Genomic DNA, 16991 nt, shown 5'->3' on the forward strand with positions numbered 1-16991 from the left:
CGTTCGGGGGCGTCCGGGCGAGGGGGACGTGCAGCAGGTAATCACCCGGCTGCCGGAGGGACAAGATCCCCATCTCCTGTGCGAACCACAGGACAAACCTGCGGGTACGCGGACCTCACGGTTTCGCCGAGCGGGTGCACCGCAGTTGTGCCCGTCCCGGGGACAGCGGATTCTGTAGGGGATGAACGGGGCTGATGTGGCGCCATGAAGGCATGGAACGAGGAGCAGGGTGCTGAATTTCGTGGTCCCCTCGACGTCACCAGGGCGGCCACGGTGGTCCTCGATGCCCAGGACGCGGTCATCGGCTGGAGCCCGGCGGCGGAGCGGCTCCTCGGATACCCGCCGCAGGAGATCGTCGGCAGGCCCCTGACCACGTTCCTGTCGCCCGGCCCGACGCCCTCTTTCCTGCCTCTTCCTGCCGACTTCCGGGGTAACGAGCTCCACGTCGCCCGGCATCAGGACGGACGTGACCTGGTCGTCGCCACCGCGGTGTGCCCCCTGCCGGGCGCGGGCCCGGCCGCGCGCGTCCTCGTCGCGACGGAGCTGCAGGATCTGCGGCAGTGGGAATCCCGCCTCGCCCTGCTGCAGGGCCTCGCCACCCAGTCACCCGTCGGTCTGGGCATCTACGACACCGACCAGCGCCTGACCTGGTGCAACGCGGCGTACGAGCGGGAGATAGGGCGACCGTTCGCCGAGTTCCGGGGCCTGCGGGCCGATCAGCTGTACTCCGGCGGAGAATTCGTGAGCAAGGGGCATCCGCCGACTCTCGAAGCGGTCATGCGGCACGTCCTGGAGACCGGTGAGCCGTTTCTGGACCTGCACTTCAAGGGCAGGCCGCCCAGCGACCCGGAAACGGACCACCTCTGGTCATGTGCCTACTACCGGCTGCAGGACGCCGACGGCCGGGTCATCGGGGTGTGCGAGGACGCCTTCGACATCTCCGACCGCTACAAGGCCCAGCGGCGTCTGGCCCTGCTCGTCGAGGCGGGCCGCGGGATCGGGACCGCCCTCGATGTGCGGGTCACCGCCGAGAAGATCACCGAGGTGGCGGTACCGGAGTTCGCCACCACGGTGACGGTCGACCTCGCCCGGGCGGTCCTCGAGGGCGAGGTCCCCGCCACCCTCAGCGAGGCGGCGTCATCCCTGGTGCGGGTCGCCCGCTGCTCGGCCGAGGAAGCCCGACGGCTGGAGCCGGGAGGCCATCCTTCGCACTGCGGGCCCAGTAGCCGCGGTCCCGCTGATCGCGGGCGCGGTGCTGCCCCCGACAGCCACCCGCCGGTGGAGTACCCACCCGGTTCGCCGCAGCACCGCAGCCTCTCCTCGGGCGGGCTCGTGCTCGACGACGCGGCCCTGGTCGTGCCGCTGCGGGCCGGGAACAGCACGCTGGGGCTCGTCACCTTCGTCCGCGACACCGGATCGGCCACCTTCGACAGCGGTGAGGTGGCCCTGGCGGACGAGCTGGTCGCCCGTACGGCGGTGTCCATCGACAACGCCCGCCGGTTCACCCGTGAGCGCACCGCGTCGCTGGCCCTGCAGCGCCAGCTGCTGCCGCGGCACGTGCCGGAGCAGTCGGCGGTCGAGGTCGCGCACCGCTATCTGCCCACGGACGACGTCACCGGCGTCGGCGGCGACTGGTTCGACGTCATCCCGCTCTCCGGCACCCGCGTCGGACTCGTGGTCGGGGACGTGGTGGGGCACGGCCTGCAGGCAGCCGCCACCATGGGCCGGCTCCGGACGACCGTACGCGCGTTCGCCCAGATGGACATGGATCCCGTCGAGCTGTTGTCGCGCCTCGACGATCTGGTGGCCCAGTCCGCGGAGGAGCAGCGCAGCGAGCTGGGCGCGCCCGACGCGACGTATGCCGATGTGACCACCGGGGCGACCTGTCTGTACGCGGTGTACGACCCGGTGTCGCGGCGCTGTGTCATGGCCAGGGCGGGGCACCTGCCGCCGGCCGTGGTCACCCCGGAGGGCGCGCCGACCTTCCCCGACCTGCCGGCCGGCCCGCCGCTCGGCCTCGGCGGTCTGCCGTTCGAGTCGGCGGAGATCGAACTGCCGGTGGGCAGCCTCCTCGCTCTGTTCACCGACGGCCTGGTCGAGGCGCGCGACCGCGACATCGATCACGGACTCGACACCCTGGCCCAGGTGCTCAGCGACCGGCACGCGTCACTCGAGGCCCTGTGCGACCGGGCCGTGGCGGAGCTCCTGCCGAGCGGCTCGACGGCCGACGACACCGCGCTGCTGCTCGTCCGTACGCGCGAACTCGACACCGCGCAGGTCACCGAATGGGAGCTGCCGCCCGAGCCTGTCGCCGCGGGGCAGGCCCGGGATCTTGCGACCGAGCAACTGCACCAATGGGGCCTTGAGGAACTGGCGTTCGCGACCGAGCTCGTCGTCAGCGAGCTGGTCACCAACGCGGTCAGGTACGCCGAAGGCCCGATCCAGGTACGGCTCATCCGTGACCGCACGCTTCTGTGCGAGGTCGCGGACCGGGGCCACACCTCACCGCACCTGCGCCACAGCGGCGAGGAGGACGAGGGCGGGCGCGGCCTGTTCATCGTCGCGCAGCTCGTCCAGAGATGGGGGACGCGCTACACCCGCTCCGGCAAGACCATCTGGACGGAACAGGCCTTCCCCACGACGGTGTGAGTCCGGCCCACCCTCAGCCGTTGAAGCGGTCCGGGTCTGGGCCGGTCCGCTCGTCGCGGTTCAGTGCGGAGATCTCACCGATGTCACCCGGGCTGAGCTCGAAGTCGAAGAGGTCGAAGTTCTCCTCGATGCGCTTCTGGGTCGCCGACTTGGGGAAGACGATGTCTCCGCGCTGGATGTGCCAGCGCAGGGTCACCTGGGCGGGCGTCTTGCCCACGCGCTGCGCGATGCGGTTGATCGTCGGGTCGTCGAGGACCTTGCCCTGCGCGATGGGCGACCAGGCCTCGGTGGCGATGTCGTGCTCGGCGCCGAAGGCCCTGACGTCGTCCTGGGTGAGGTAGGGGTGCACCTCGATCTGGTTGACCGCGGGGACCACGTCGCTGCTCTCAAGGAGCCGACGCAGGTGGTGGGGCTGGAAGTTGGAGACCCCGATGGCCTTGGAACGTCCCGAGCGGTAGATCTCCTCCAGGGCCTTCCAGGTCTCCACGAAGTCGCCCTCGCCGGGCAGCGGCCAGTGGATGAGGAAGAGGTCCAGGTAGTCGAGGCCCAGATCGTCCATCGTCCGGTCGAACGCCTTGAGCGCGTCGTCGTGCGCGTGGGCGCCGTTGTTGAGCTTGCTGGTGACGAAGATGTCGGCGCGGTCGATGCCGGAGTCACGGACCGCCTGGCCGACCTCCTTCTCGTTGCCGTACATCTGTGCCGTGTCGATGTGGCGGTAGCCGGCCTCCAGCGCGGCCAGCGTCGTCTCCCGGGTCTCCTCCGGCTCGATCTGGAAGGTGCCGAAGCCGAGCTGGGGGATCTGCACGGCGTTGTTGAGGGTGATGGCGGGTACTGCGGTCACGGTGGCTCCTTGCTTTGCTGGTTTCGCGGGCGGAGGACGCCATGGGCTGTCTGTCAGAACGGCTTGCCGTTCGCTCGGCCGCAAAACACATGTCTGGTCAGCTTTTGTCCCGCTGTGAAGAGCGGTGCGGACAGTGGGGGCGGTACGGGGGCGGATCACTCAGCCGGCGATGCCGTGCAGCTCCGCGTCGGGCGGCAGGATCCGGACGAGCTTGCGGTTCACGAATTCCCGCATGCCGAGCTCCGAGAGCTCTCGCCCGTAGCCCGAGCGCTTGATCCCACCGAACGGCAGGTCGGGCTGGGTCGAGGTCGGGTGGTTCACCCAGACCATGCCGGTCTCCACGCGCTCCGCCACCCGGCGGCCCCGCTCCACGTCCGCGCAGAACACGGATCCGCCGAGGCCGTACTGGCTGTCGTTGGCGAGGGCGATCGCCTCGTCCTCGTCGGCGACGCGGTAGATGACCGCGGCAGGCCCGAAGAGCTCCTCGGCATAGGCGCGCATGCCCGGCTTGACGCCGGTGATGACCGTCGGTTCGACGAAGGCACCCGGACGGTCGATCCGGTGACCGCCGGTGACGAGTTCCGCGCCTTGCTCCACCGTCTCGCGGATCTGGTCGGCCAGGTCCGAGGCCGCCTGCTCGGACGAGAGCGGGCCCAGGGTGGTCGACTCGTCCGCGGGGTCACCCGGGCGCAGCTCCTCGAACTTGCGGCGCATCCCCTCGACGAAGTCGTCGTACGCGTCCTCGACGACGATGAAACGCTTCGAGGCGACGCAGCTCTGACCGGTGTTCGCCATGCGGCCCGCCACCGCCGCCCCGATCGTGCGCTCGAGGTTCTCGGCGTCCAGGACGATGAAGACGTCGCTGCCGCCGAGCTCCAGCAGGCTGGGTTTCATGTTCCGCCCGGCCCGTTCGGCGACCTTGGCCCCCGCTCCCTCGCTGCCGGTCAGGGAGGCTCCGCGGACCACCGGGCTGTCGATGATGCGGGAGATCTCCTCGTGGCTCACGAAGAGGTTCGTGTAGACACCCTCCGGGGCCTGCGCGTCGCGGAAGAGCGTCTCCAGGGCGAGCGCGGACTGCGGGCAGATGCCGGCGTGCTTGACCAGCACGGTGTTGCCGAGCACCAGGTTGGGGCCCGCGAAACGGACCACCTGGTAGAGCGGGAAGTTCCACGGCATGACGCCGAGGAGCACACCGAGGGGCTCGCTGACGAGGTAGGCCTCTCCCTCGCCCTCGAAGTCCAGCGGCTCCGCGGCGGCGAAGTCCGGACCGCGCCGCGCGTAGTACTCCAGAATCGACGCGGCGAGGTCGACCTCGCCGCGCGCCTCGGAGATGAGCTTGCCCATCTCCAGGGTGATGAGCTGGGCCAGCTCTTCCTTGCGTTCCTTCATCAGCTCGGCCGCGCGTGCGACGACGGCCGCGCGCTCCGCGATCGGGCGCTCGCGCCATGCGTCGAACGCGTGGCCCGCGGTCTCCAGCGTTGCATCGACTTCTTCGCCCTCGATGGCCGCGAACTCCACGAGGGTCTCCCCCGTGTACGGGCTCACGGTCGCGAACGACGTTTTGCGCTGATCCGACATGGACTCTCCAGAGCGACGAGTGAGGACATGGGGCGGAGCGTTGCGTTCCGGCCCCATCCCGGGGTACCCGTCACCGCAAGACGCAAACAGCTCATATGCCAAAAAGGGCGCGTATGCCCACGGTGGAAGACGGTCTCCCGGCCCGCGTCATCCCTGCGTGTCCGCCCGTACGGCGGGACCCAGATGAATGCGCAGATCACCGAACCGGTGGGAGGGCCAGTCGCGCGCGTAGCCCGGCGGGCCCTCCTTCTCCGGGACAAGCGTGGCCGTCGGCGTCCGTTGCGCCGTCCGGAGGAGGTCCGCCTGCGTGATGCTCGCGTTGTGCCCCTGGGTCTGGGCGGACGAGCACCCGGCGTAGAAGCCCACCGGGAGAGCTTCGTGACCGTTCAGCACGCAGGGCGGCCGTACGCCGAGCCGGTGCAGCTCGGCCGCCGTGCGGGCCCACTCCTGGCGACCGGCGGTCGACCGGGCCACGGTGTCCTCGAGGACCACGTACTGCATGGCCAGATGCCCGGCGAAGGCCAGCGCCGCCAACGTCACCGCCACCGGCCGCCACGTCCGGCGCACGCCGGTGACCAGGTGGACGAGGGCGTCGGCGACCGGGATGGCGAGCAGTGCGTAGAACGGCAGCAGGAAGCGCGGCGCGGCGTACCCGATCATGAAGAGGTACGGGATGCCCGCCGTCGTGGCGCAGGCCAGCGGCAGCAGCGTGCGCGCGGTGCGCCGCCCCCTGACCGCGACGGCGAGGCCCAGCGCGGCCAGCATCGGCAGGGCGAACCACCACGCGATCAGCTCCGGGGCCGGAAGCGGGCTGTCGCACGGGCGGCACAGGGTCTGACCGCCCAGTCCGCGCAGCTGGTCCAGGACGGCGATGTTCCAGCCGAGGCCACCCTGGATCCGGGAGGCGTCGGCCAGGCGCGCGCCAAGACCGCCGAAGCCGGCGTACGCCTCGACCACCCAGCCGACGGCTCCCGACCCCAGCCCCACGACGAGCGCCGCCAGGAGCCGCGGCCGCCGCCACCGGCGTACGCACACCAGCAGCACGAACAGCGGGAGGACCACCCAGACGGCGTCGGTGGGCCGCATCCAGGCCAGCAGCGCCGCGCCGGCGCCCGCCGCCCACAGCGCGGCCCGGTCATGACGGTCGGCCTGGGCCCGCAGGAAGCAGCCGACGACGGCCAGGGCGCCGATCGCGACCCAGTAGTTGGGCATGACCTCGGGGCCGTAGAAGACGGTCACCCAGAGCGTCGCGAACAGGACACCGGCCAGGACCACCACCCGCTGCGGGAAGAGCCCGCGCCAGACGCGCAGCGCCAGGAAGAGGCCGAGGCCGGACAGCAGGGCCATGTATACCCGCAGGAGTGAGGTGGACGACGACCAGGAGGCGATCGGCGCGGCCAGCAGGGAGATCCCGCGGGAGCGTGGCGCACTGAAGAACGCCGCCGGAGCGTGACCGCTGACCTGGCTGACGTACACCGCCTCGTCCCAGCCGAGCCCCATGCCGGGCCGTACGAGGGCCAATTGGGCCAGCGTGAAACCCACCGCCACGGCAGCAAGCCATCCGTGACCTGCGGTGCGTCGTGGCGTGCGGACGACCGGCGTCGGGGCGTGGCTCCGCACTCCGACGAGCGGGGCACTCAAGGTCTTGACCATCGCCTGCCTTCCCCCTACACGCAGCAGGGCTCCCCTTTCGGCCCACAGCAGGCAGCACGAAAGGCATTAGTCGGAAAAACGTGCACAAACTAACCCGACTTACTGAGGAGCGCAGCGCGAAGCTCCGGTGGCTTGCTCGCCGATGCGGGATGCTGGGGCCGCACGCGCACGGGGGGACAGAGGTGAGGGGCTTCATCGAGGGGAAGCGCGGCGATCAGGAAGGCCCCCTCCATATGGGGGCCGCGCTGATCCTTCCGGGTGTGGCCGCGCTGTCCGTGCCGCCGACTACCTGCACGACGGGCTCACCTGACGACCCGTCTGCTGCCCGCACGACTCACGCGACAGATCTGGTCCGGGCTCGCTCGCGGAGCACGACGGCACCGGAAAGCCCCCGCCTCGGCGCCGAACACCGAGGCGGGGGAACAAACGTCCGGGAGCGTCAGGGGCGCCCGCTGAACCCCCACGTCCCGTGCGGCGCGCGGTACACCACGTAGCCCGGTTCCGTGCGCACGTACTCAGTGCCCCGGGGTGCCTGTGCCGCCTTGCGCGATGCGGCGGGTACGTGGACCTCGGCCGTCGCGCCTACCGGGACCCGCACCGTGAGGCGTACGGTCGCGTCGACGCGGGACCAGGACACCTCCGCCGGTCCGCGCACGGTGTGCAACTCGGTGCGCGCCCAGGTGACTCCCGTACGCGCGTCGGGCCGCACGGTGAAGGTGCGGTACCCCTCGTCGCCGGGACGCAGCCCCGCCACGTTCTCGTACAGCCACTGCACCACGGTGCCCTGGAAGTAGTGGTCGCGCGAGCGCGAGTCGAGCGGCCACATCTCCCACATCGTGTCCGCGCCGTTGTCGAGCCAGTGGCCCCAACTCGGGTACGTGCGCTGGGTGGCGATGGCGTGGGCCACGTCGGAGTGGCCCTGCGCGCTGAGGCAGCGGAGCAGCACGCTCGTGCCGAGGCAGCCCGTGTTGAGGTGGTTGCCCCGTTTCTCGATGTCGTCGAGGAGCGAAGCGGTGACGCTCGCCCGCGCGCCGGGCGGGACCAGGCCGAAGGCCAGCGGGACGCAGTTGTTGGTCTGCCGGTATTCGGGGTCCTTGGCCGTGCGGTAGTGGCCCTCGGGGGCAAGGAACGTCGCGTTGAGGTTCTTCCTCAGTTCGTCGGCGGTATCGAGGAAGCGCCGTCGGACATCGTTGTCACCCGCTACGCGCGCCATCTCCGCGGTGTCGGTGAGCGCCCGGTGCAGATACGCCGTCGCGGTGAGCCGGGTGTCCTCGGGCGGGTTGCCCCCGTAACCGGGGGAGAGATAGTCACCGAGGGCCGTGACCGCCAGACCGTCCTTCAGCCGACCGGTCTCCCATTCCAAGTACCGGACCAGGGTGGGCAGATGCTGCTCGATGACACGCTCGTCGCCGTAGACGCGGTACATCTCGCGCACGAGGAACGGGTAGACCGTGGTCCACTCCGGCGACGGGCCGAGGTCCCCGTACCCCCAGCCTCCGCTCGGCACGATCACCGGCAACTGGCCGTCCTTGTTCTGGCTGTCCCGCAGGTCGCCGAGCCACTTGCCCAGGAACCGGTGCATGCCGAGTGCGTACATCATGACGGGCGCGCCCACCTGCGCGTCGCCGGTCCAGCCGTTCTTCTCGTACATCGGCGTGTCCGTGGGGATGCCGTGCAGGTTGTTCTGGATCGTGCGCCGCATGGCCTTCTCGAGCCGCTCGTAGAACGGCTCGGAGCAGGTGAAGGTGCCGGTGTCGTCGACGGGCGTGTGCACCAGCCGGCCGAGCACGTCGTCCAGGTCGGGTTTGCCCGGCAGCCCGCTGATCTGCACATAGCGGAAGCCCTTGTACGAGAAGCGGGGCTCCCACACCTCGTCGGCACCGCCGCCCGCACAGATGTACTCGTCGGTCTGGAACCGGCCGGGCACATGTCCCGTCTCGGCGTGCACGCTTCCGTCGTCCTTGAGCTTCTCGCCGTGCGCGAGCCGCACGAGAGTGCCCGCATCGGCGCGCACGCGCAGGCGCGTCCACCCCGCCATGGTGCGTCCCATGTCGACGATCCAGTCCTCTCCGTGCGCCTTCACCGCCACAGGACGCACGGTGTCGATGACCTCGATCGCGTCGTGGGGCTGCGCCCGCAGCTCGCCCTTCGGGGGATCACGGCGTACGGACCGCTGCCAGCGCCCGTCGTCGAACCCCGGCTCGGTCCACTTGCCGGGATGCTCGCGGGCGTCATACGTCTCCCCCGCGTAGAGGGAGTTGGTGCGGGTCGGGCCCTCCGTGATCCGCCATGAGCCGTCCGTGGCGACGGTGGTGCGGGAGCCGTCCGGGTGGTCGATCTCCAGCTGGCCGAGGAGTTGGGGCTCACCGTGCCACGGCGGCTTGTGCCAGTTCCACACATTGGGCGTCGTCATGCCGTAGAAGCCACGGCCGAGCGTGACACCGATGGCATTGGAGCCCCGACGGATCTGGTCCGTCACGTCGTGCACGGCGTAGAACACCGTCTCCTCGTAGTCCGTGAACCCCGGGTCGAGGACCTGTCGGCCGACCCGTCGGCCGTTGAGGTGCGCCTCGTAGTAGGCCAGCCCGCTGATGTAGAGGCGGGCGCGGCTCACGGGCTTGCGGACGGTGAACTCGCGGCGCAGCAGCGGCGCGGGCTGCTCGGTCGCCGGAACCTGTGCGTCGCTGCCCCAGGGGCCTTCACCGTACGGCGCGAGCACCTTCGCCTCGGGCCAGCCGCTGTCGTCGAAGTCGGCCTCCTGCCAGCCCTCCTGCTCCGACTCGGCGCACCTCCACCCCGCCCCGGTCACCAACTCGTGGGAGCCGCCGCCGGATTGCACCAGCAGCCGGACGAGCAGGCCGCCGGGGTTGACCGAGGCGCTGCCGCGGTTCGTCGCTCGGGCGGCGACCACCACACGCCGGCCCGCGGCTCGCACGCGCTCGGTCACGTCGGCCAGCCGCGCGGTCCGCCAGCCGTCCGTCTGCTCCGGGGCGTGCAGGACCTCCTCTCCATCCACATAGAGGGTGAAGTCGTCGTCGGCGGTGGCCACGACCCGGGCCGCGGAGGCATCGCTTCCCTCGGGCAGCTCCAGAACGCCTCGGAACCACCTCGCCCCCGCCGGCGCGTCCTCCACGGTGGAACCGGGCGACCAGATCCATGAGGCCCCTTCGAAGCCCGGCGGTTTCGGCGCCGCGTCCGCGCCGATCCAGTGCCCCCGCCAGGCGTCCTTCGCCAGCGCGGTCTCCCACCAGCGCGAGGTGCTCCATGCGGAAGCCCGGCCGTCGGCGTCCCAGACCCGCACCTGCCAGTGATAGCGCGTACGCGGCTTCAACGAGGGCCCGCCGTACGGGACTCCGAGGGTCCGAGAAGAGGCGACGCGCCCGGAATCCCATACCAACCCGGCGCCTTTCCCACCCGTGCCGAGCGAGACCCGGATCTGATACGCGCTCTGCCGGGCGCCCTGGCCGGGCGCCGAGAGTTCCCAACTCAGCCGCGGCTCGGCGACGTCCGTACCGAGGAGGGACGTCGCGTACTCGACCGTCGTGCGCTCGACTCTCAGCGCCCCCGCCCCCTCTCCCTGACCCCCGCGCTCATCCGCGGCGGCGGTGTCCAGGCCCTGGCCCAGCCCGATGACACCCACTCCGGCACCGACCGCTGAGGTCCGCAGAAAGGCCCGCCGGTTCCACGCACTGCCGCGTGTCGTCTCTCGCTCTTCGCTCATCACACGTCCCTTGGATGATGAATCCGAGTGCCCGATATACCGAATGAAACGTTTCATTCAGAGCCCGGCAAGCCTAGGTCGAGCACTGTGGGCAACTCAAGAGGTGTGCAGAAGCGGGCGATCGCGCGAAAGCCCCGCCCGGTTCACGCCGAGCGGGGCCCGGCGGGCGGCGGCAGGGGCAGCGCGCGCGGGCAGGGACGCCACGTCACCCACTGACGTGACGTCAAGTCGCCTGTCACACATACATAGCCGGGTTCACCGGCACAGAGCCGCGTCCACAACCTTGTCGACGCGCTCTCTGCCCGCCGCGTCATCCAGTTGCATGGTCACCGCGACGTTGACCGCGCGGCCGTCGTCGGTGGCTCCGCCTCGGGTCTCATAGCCGGGGAAGCTGCCACCATGACCCCAGTAGAGGCCGTCGCCGCAAGGGAGTGGCTTGCTCACAAGGCCCAGGCCGTAGCGGGCTCCCGGGCCGAAGGTCGCTTCGGCGGGACGGGTGGAGCCGCGCATCTGGGCAAGCTGGGCCGGTGGCAGGAGGTGGCCGCCCAGAAGTGCGGAGTAGAAGCGGTTGAGGTCGGAGTTGGTGGAGATCAACTGCCCCGCGGCCCACCCCCAGGAGGGGTCGATCTCGGTGATGTCCCGTAGTGGCGCGTCGGGCGATTCCCGGTAGTAGCCGTGGGGATGGGGGCCTCGGATGCTCGCGTCACCGGGGGCGGGGAAGTAGGTGTGGCGCAACCCGATGCGCTTGATGACGCGCCGGTCCATCTCCTCGGCGAGGGAGTGTCCGGTGATCTTCTCGACGAGCAGGCCGGCCACCACGTAATTCGTGTTGCTGTACGCCCACTTCTCCCCTGGCTCGAAGTCGGCCTTGTGCCTCAGTGCGATGTCGAGGAGTTCACGCGGTGCGAAGTACCGGACGTCCTCCCCCAGGTAGTTGCTGTAGTTGGGAAGACCGCTGGTCTGCTGCAGGAGATGGCGGACGGTGATGCGGCCGCCGTCGATGCCCTCCCCGCGGACGAGGCCCGGCAGATAGGTGTCCACCGGGGTGTCGAGGCCGATCTTCCCCTCGCCGACCAGTTGCAGCACGACCACCGCGGTGAAGGCCTTGGTGTTGCTGCCGATCCGCACCCGGCCGTCCCTCGGCACCTTCGAGCCGGTGGCCACGTCACCGACCCCCGCGGTGTAGTTCCGGGTGTGGTCCTCGCGGCTTCGCACACTGGCCAGCGCGGCGGGCAGCCCGTCGGAGCGCACCAGCCTGTCCAACCCCTGTTGGACGGTGTCCACGGCGTCCGGCCTGGCGGCGGATACGGCGGGTGGCGCAAGGGCGCCCGCCGTCATGACACCGACGACCACGGCGACCGCGACCGGGAGGGCTCCGCGCGGACCTTTCTGCCGCCGGGAAGAACGGGACCTCTGCCATACCTGCTCACGCACGCGCCAACTCCTACGGATTCATGGGGAAACCAGCGGCATTTGCCGGTCCCAGCATTTCCGCAGGCGGCGGCCCGGCACGATCCTGCTGGCCGCCCGGCTCGGGTAGGGATATCCCCAGGATCTTCAGGGCAGCACGTCATCTAGGACAGTGCCTGGCCTAGATGCCTCCTAACGTGTTCCTCGACCGGCTGGACAGGCAGGAACACCGGAAGGCGCATCACCATGACCGTGAACGAAGCGACCAGCACCCCCGACCAGACGAAGGCCCCGGCCGTCACCGGCGAGCGCGCCGAGTGGCTGGAGACCCTCGCCAAGCACCGCCACTTCCTGCGCTTCACCGCACGTGACCTCACCGACGAGCAGGCCGGGCAGCGGACGACCGCCAGTGAGCTGTGCGTCGGCGGCCTGATCAAGCACGTCACCGCGGTGGAGAAGTCCTGGACCGGCTTCATTCTGGAGGGCCCGTCGTCGATGCCGGACTTCATGGCCATGACCGAGGCCGACTGGGCCGCCCACACGGACGACTTCCGACTGCTGCCCGGCGAGACGCTGGCAGGCGTACTGGCCGACTACGCCGAGGTGGCCCGCCGGACCGACGAAGTGGTCGCCACCCTGCCCGACTTGGACGTCTCGTGGCCGCTTCCGAAGGCTCCGTGGTTCCAGGAGACCGCGCAATGGTCGGCCCGGCAGGCCCTGATGCACATCGTCACGGAGACAGCTCAGCACTCGGGCCACGCCGACATCATCCGCGAGTCCCTGGACGGTGCGCAGAGCATGGCGTGAGGGCGGGCCGACGAAGGCGCGGCTGACGTAATTTTCAGTGGCGAGAATCTCTGTCGGTGCCGCTATTTCTCCTGCAGCAGCGCCAGCTCGGCGTCGACGGCGCCGCGCATCAGGTCACGCGCGTGCTCGATGCGCAGCCCGCCGCTGAGCCAGCGCATGCTGAGCCCTTCGAGCAAGGCGGTGAGCCGCTCCGCCGCCGCGGCCAGGGCGGGCGCCGGGGCTGTCGGCTGAACCTGGCCGAGGAGTGCTGCCACCTCCTGCACCCACACCAGGGTCGCCCTGGCGAGGTCCTCCCGCAGCACCTCGTCGAAGACGGCGCTCGCCCGCAGCTCGCCCCACGCGGCGCTGTTCTCCCTGACCACCTGGGTGTCCTGCAGTTCCAGCAGGAGGGACGCGTCCAGTTCCGCGCGGGGGGACAGCGGTTCGGCGTCCGTCGCGCGCTCGGTGGTGTAGCGCTCGGCGCGGTCGTTGATGAACTCCAGCGTGTGGCGCAGGATCCCGGTGCGGTCCTTGAAGTGGTAGTAGATCAACCCGGTCGACACCCCCGCCTCGGCTGCGAGTTCTTCGACGCGCAGGCCGCGGACGCCGCGACGGGCGATGAGCCGTGCGGCCGCTTCGAGGATCTGAGTGGTGCGAGACGCCATGGATCCGAACCCTATCGGGCCCTTGCGGACACGGCGCCCGGGGATGCGCTCCGTTGTTTGACTGAATTTTCAGTCTGTGTCAGAGTCGAGAATTGTCAGCCGTGTGACCCCCCGCAACGTCCGGAGCGCACCGTGTCCCCCCTCTTCCCCGCCCGCCGCACAGCCCTCCGGGCGCTCGCCGGAATCGGCACCGCCGCCCTCGGGGCCTCCGCGTGCGGACCAGACGCCCAGGCCACGGCGGGCAAGGGGGTGCGCATGGGTGCCGAGTGGGAGAGTCACGCGCGCACGTTCATGGCGTGGCCCGCCCTGGAGTCGGTGTGGGGTGAGGACCTCCCTTACGTTCGCGAGGACATCGCGCGTGTCGCCCGTGCCATCGCGGAGTACGAGTACGTCGTGATGCTGGCCGGGCCCGGGCAGCGGAAAGCCGCCCAGAGGGCCTGCGGGCGCGACGTCGAGGTCATTCCCCTGGCCGTCGACGACCTGTGGGCACGTGACACGGTGCCCGTGTTCGTGGAGCAGGACGGTGATGTGATCGGCGTCGACCTCAACTTCAACGGGTGGGGAAACAAGCAGGAGCACACGAACGACGCCCGCGTGGGCCGCACCCTCCTGCCGGAGTACGACATCCCGCGCAGGAAGGCTCCGCTGGTCGCCGAGGGCGGTTCCTTGGAGACCGACGGCGAGGGCACTCTCCTCATCACCGAGAGCTCGATCGTCAACGACAACCGCAACCGGGGAAAGAGCCGGGACCAGATCGAGTCCGAGCTCAAGCGGACGCTGGGCATCAAGAAGGTGATCTGGCTGGCCGGCGTGCGCGGCGAGGACATCACCGACGCACACGTGGACAGCCTCGTGCGGTTCACCGCGCCCGGTGTGGTGCTTCTCGACCGCGCTCTCCCCGGCATGCCCGCCGACTCCTGGTCGCGGGCGGCCGACCAGGCGAAGGCCGTGCTGAACGAGGCCACGGACGCCAGGGGCCGGCCCTTCGAGGTCATCGATCTGCCGCAGCCCGATCCGGACAGGATCAGGGGTGAGGGAGACGACTTCGTCTCGACGTACGCCAACTTCTACGTCGCCAACGACGCGGTGTTCCTGCCCGAGTTCGGAGACCGGAAGGCCGACAAGAACGCGCGGGGCATCCTGCGCGAGCACTTCCCCAAGCGCGACGTGGTGCCCGTCCGGATCGACACCATCGCCTCCGGCGGGGGCGGCATCCACTGCTCCACCCACGATCAGCCCGGCAAGCCGGTCGACTGAAGGGCGCCGCTCCCGTCCGCGTTCGTCGCGACGCCTCACGCCCGGAGGCGATCGGCGCCGCGACAGTCATGGGCCCCTCCATCAGGGCCCGTACGTCCCTCAGTTGCCACCCGCGCCGATCTCGGCACCGACCGCCGCCAGCGCGGTGGTCACGGGCTGGAAGAAGGTCTCGCCGCCCGCGGTGCAGTCGCCGCTGCCGCCCGAGGTGAGGCCGATCGCGCTGCCGTCGGCGGTGAACAACGAGCCCCCGCTGTCCCCGGGTTCGGCGCAGACGTCGGTCTGGATGAGCCCGCTGACGGTGCCCTCCGGATAGTTCACCGTGGCGTTGAGGCCCGTGACCGCGCCGGACTGGAGGCCGGTGGTGCTGCCCATGCGGGACACCTCCTGCCCGACCGCCGCCTCGGCTGCCTGCACGATCTCCGTGGTCTGGCCGTCGCCGGTGTCGACCGTGCTCGGTGCCTCGGTCGCCGGGTCGTCGTACGTGACCAGCGCGAAGTCGCCGTCTCCGGGGAAGGTGGCGGCCTGGACGGTTCCGATGGCCGCACCGTCCTGGGCGTCGGACCAGCTTTCGGCGGCCACCCCGCAGTGCCCGGCCGTGAGGAAGCCGGGACTGCCGTCCTCGGTCGTCACGTTGAAGCCGAGCGAGCAGCGTGCGCCACCTCCGAAGATGGCGTCGCCGCCCGCGGCGAAGGTCTTGAACTCCCCGGCGGACTTCTGGATGCGGGCCATGCCCGAGCCGAGTGAGTCGACGGTCGCCTCGAGCTTGTCCCAGCGTTCCCCGGTGACGGTGCGGTCGGCCGTGACGACGATCTGGTTGGTCCTGGGGTCGGTGGCCCACGCGGTGCCGGACATGGTGGCCCGACTGGCCAGCGTCTTGGTGGCCGAGCCCAGTTCACCGGAGCTGTTGTCGACGTTGCGCGCCACCGCTCCAGCCCTCTTCACCCGCACGTCGACCTCGTTGTTGTTGCCCACGACGTTGACGACGAGCTGCTGCTTCTCCTCGTCGTAGTACGCCCCGGCGTAGGCGTCACCCAGCTGCGAGGCCAACGGCTCGACCAGCTTCGTCGCCGATGCCGCGCTGAGCCTCTTGGCAGCGGCCCCTGGATCGGTCTCCGACCCGGACTGCGAGGCGTTGGCCTGCTGCAGCAGGACGGCCGTCGCGACCATGCCCAATGCCGCAGCCCCTGCCAGCACGGCCTTTCGCTTGGGTATTCGCTTGTGCCTCAACTCGTCGCCTCCTGTGGGGGATTCCGAATACGCTCACCGGCCGGAGCCGGGGACATGTCCGGTCCTAGATACGGGTGCGACGAGAGTTGCGTTCATCGAACGGAAGTCGTGTTTGCCGGGAGGCTCACGGCTCAGGGCATCTCGACGTCCGGCGACGGCGGGGCCGTTGAGCCGGCCGAGAGGAGTCTCTCCGCCAGCGCGCGACAGCGTTCGCCGAGCTCCGGTGGATCGAGCACCTCGAAGTCGTGCCCCAGCAGGAGGACATGCATGAGCACGGCGTCGAGGCGCTCGGCACCGCTGAGCACCTCGCAGCGCCCGCTCCCCCGCGGCCGTACGACCGCCGCCGACGCCGGAATCTGCGCGCGCACCGTCTCGGCCGGCGCGTGCACGAGGAAGCGCGCCTGATGGGTATAGACCCGGCTGGCCACTCCCTCTTGCACGTACGCCGCGGCGTCGGGCGCCTCGCGCGGGCTGAAGCGGAAGGTGCGCGCGGACGCGTCCGTCATCCGGTCGACGCGGAAGCTGCGCCAGTCGTCGCGGTCGAGGTCATAGGCGAGGAGATACCAGCGCCGGTCGGAGGCGACCAGGCGATAGGGCTCGACCCGCCGCCGTCTCACCCGGCCCTTGGACGGGTAGTCGAAACCGGCCTCGACCTCGTCGCGGCACGCCCTGGCCAGCGTCATGAGCACCCCGGGATCGACCGGCGCGCGGCCGCCCCCGAAGAACTCCACCGAGTCGGAGAGCGCGCGCACCTCGTGCCGCAGCCGCGCGGGCAGCACCTGGTCGAGCTTCGACAAGGCCCGCAGCGCGGCGTCACCGGCCCCGGCGACCGCACCGCCCGCCCCCGCGAGCAGGGAGACCGCGGTGGCGATCGCCTCCTGGTCGTCGAGAAGCAGCGGCGGCAGTTCCCGCCCCGGGCCGAGCCGGTATCCGCCACCGACGCCCTGGCCCGCGTACACCGGGTAGCCGAGCGTGCGCAGTCGCTCCACATCGCGCCGCACGGTGCGCGTCGTGACCCCGAGGCGCTCGGCGAGCTCGGGTCCGGTCCATACCTGGCGTTGCTGCAGCAGACCGAGCAGGGTGAGTACGCGCTCGGTCGTACCCAGTTCGTCGTCGAGTGCCTCGTCCATGAGGGTCACCCTGTCAGGGATGGCGGACCGATCCTGTCCGCCATCCCTGACAGGGTGACTGTCATGAGTCCCGC

Annotated in this window: 11 protein-coding genes; 3 read left to right on the forward strand and 8 right to left on the reverse strand. The window is 70.4% G+C overall.

What is annotated here, in order from left to right; genetic code table 11:
• The first annotated feature begins 204 nt into the window (after positions 1 to 204).
• Positions 205 to 2649 carry a SpoIIE family protein phosphatase gene (locus ACWGIH_RS04310; protein WP_453442976.1) on the forward strand — a complete coding sequence of 815 codons (2445 nt, stop codon included), beginning with the start codon at positions 205 to 207 and terminating at the stop codon, positions 2647 to 2649.
• Between the two features lie 13 nt (positions 2650 to 2662).
• Here the strand turns inward: ACWGIH_RS04310 and ACWGIH_RS04315 are convergent, their stop codons facing one another.
• From ACWGIH_RS04315 to ACWGIH_RS04335, 5 genes are all read right to left on the reverse strand, one after another.
• Entirely contained in the window at positions 2663 to 3490 is an 828-nt protein-coding gene (locus ACWGIH_RS04315) for an aldo/keto reductase (RefSeq protein WP_453442978.1), read from the reverse strand.
• Between the two features lie 159 nt (positions 3491 to 3649).
• A complete protein-coding gene (locus ACWGIH_RS04320; protein ID WP_453442980.1) occupies positions 3650 to 5068 on the reverse strand; it encodes an NAD-dependent succinate-semialdehyde dehydrogenase in 1419 nt (472 codons plus the stop codon).
• Positions 5069 to 5215: 147 nt separating this feature from the next.
• Positions 5216 to 6721 (reverse strand): hypothetical protein, encoded by a 1506-nt coding sequence (locus ACWGIH_RS04325; RefSeq protein ID WP_453442982.1) that lies wholly within the window; start codon positions 6719 to 6721, stop codon positions 5216 to 5218.
• 439 nt (positions 6722 to 7160) lie between these two features.
• Positions 7161 to 10442, reverse strand: a complete 3282-nt coding sequence (locus ACWGIH_RS04330; protein WP_453442983.1) for a family 78 glycoside hydrolase catalytic domain — start codon at positions 10440 to 10442, stop codon at positions 7161 to 7163.
• A 255-nt stretch (positions 10443 to 10697) separates the two neighbouring features.
• On the reverse strand, positions 10698 to 11876 hold the full coding sequence (locus tag ACWGIH_RS04335) for a serine hydrolase domain-containing protein (RefSeq protein WP_453442985.1): 1179 nt from the start codon (positions 11874 to 11876) through the stop codon (positions 10698 to 10700).
• A 222-nt stretch (positions 11877 to 12098) separates the two neighbouring features.
• On the opposite strand from ACWGIH_RS04335, the gene ACWGIH_RS04340 reads away from it, so the two are divergent.
• Positions 12099 to 12659: a DinB family protein gene (locus ACWGIH_RS04340; RefSeq protein ID WP_453442987.1), complete on the forward strand. Its 561-nt coding sequence runs from the start codon at positions 12099 to 12101 to the stop codon at positions 12657 to 12659.
• Positions 12660 to 12721: 62 nt separating this feature from the next.
• Here the strand turns inward: ACWGIH_RS04340 and ACWGIH_RS04345 are convergent, their stop codons facing one another.
• Positions 12722 to 13303, reverse strand: coding sequence for a TetR/AcrR family transcriptional regulator (locus tag ACWGIH_RS04345; RefSeq protein ID WP_453442989.1), 582 nt, complete (start codon positions 13301 to 13303; stop codon positions 12722 to 12724).
• 132 nt (positions 13304 to 13435) lie between these two features.
• On the opposite strand from ACWGIH_RS04345, the gene ACWGIH_RS04350 reads away from it, so the two are divergent.
• Complete coding sequence (locus ACWGIH_RS04350) at positions 13436 to 14560, forward strand: agmatine deiminase family protein (RefSeq protein WP_453442991.1); 1125 nt, start codon at positions 13436 to 13438, stop codon at positions 14558 to 14560.
• A 99-nt stretch (positions 14561 to 14659) separates the two neighbouring features.
• On the opposite strand, the gene ACWGIH_RS04355 is transcribed toward ACWGIH_RS04350, so the two are convergent.
• A complete protein-coding gene (locus tag ACWGIH_RS04355; protein ID WP_453442992.1) occupies positions 14660 to 15727 on the reverse strand; it encodes a S1 family peptidase in 1068 nt (355 codons plus the stop codon).
• Positions 15728 to 15918: 191 nt separating this feature from the next.
• Positions 15919 to 16917 carry a helix-turn-helix transcriptional regulator gene (locus ACWGIH_RS04360; protein WP_453442994.1) on the reverse strand — a complete coding sequence of 333 codons (999 nt, stop codon included), beginning with the start codon at positions 16915 to 16917 and terminating at the stop codon, positions 15919 to 15921.
• Positions 16918 to 16991: the final 74 nt, after the last annotated feature.

The sequence above is a fragment of the Streptomyces sp. NPDC054872 genome, assembly GCF_053610705.1.

Bases quoted from the DNA above. Each gene is read 5' to 3' on its own strand.
- ACWGIH_RS04310 (WP_453442976.1), top strand. From the start codon at position 205: ATGAAGGCATGGAACGAGGAGCAGGGTGCTGAATTTCGTGGTCCCCTC.
- ACWGIH_RS04325 (WP_453442982.1), bottom strand. From the start codon at position 6,721: ATGGTCAAGACCTTGAGTGCCCCGCTCGTCGGAGTGCGGAGCCACGCC.
- ACWGIH_RS04360 (WP_453442994.1), bottom strand. From the start codon at position 16,917: ATGGACGAGGCACTCGACGACGAACTGGGTACGACCGAGCGCGTACTC.
- ACWGIH_RS04345 (WP_453442989.1), bottom strand. From the start codon at position 13,303: ATGGCGTCTCGCACCACTCAGATCCTCGAAGCGGCCGCACGGCTCATC.
- ACWGIH_RS04340 (WP_453442987.1), top strand. From the start codon at position 12,099: ATGACCGTGAACGAAGCGACCAGCACCCCCGACCAGACGAAGGCCCCG.
- ACWGIH_RS04320 (WP_453442980.1), bottom strand. From the start codon at position 5,068: ATGTCGGATCAGCGCAAAACGTCGTTCGCGACCGTGAGCCCGTACACG.
- ACWGIH_RS04330 (WP_453442983.1), bottom strand. From the start codon at position 10,442: ATGAGCGAAGAGCGAGAGACGACACGCGGCAGTGCGTGGAACCGGCGG.
- ACWGIH_RS04355 (WP_453442992.1), bottom strand. From the start codon at position 15,727: ATGGTCGCGACGGCCGTCCTGCTGCAGCAGGCCAACGCCTCGCAGTCC.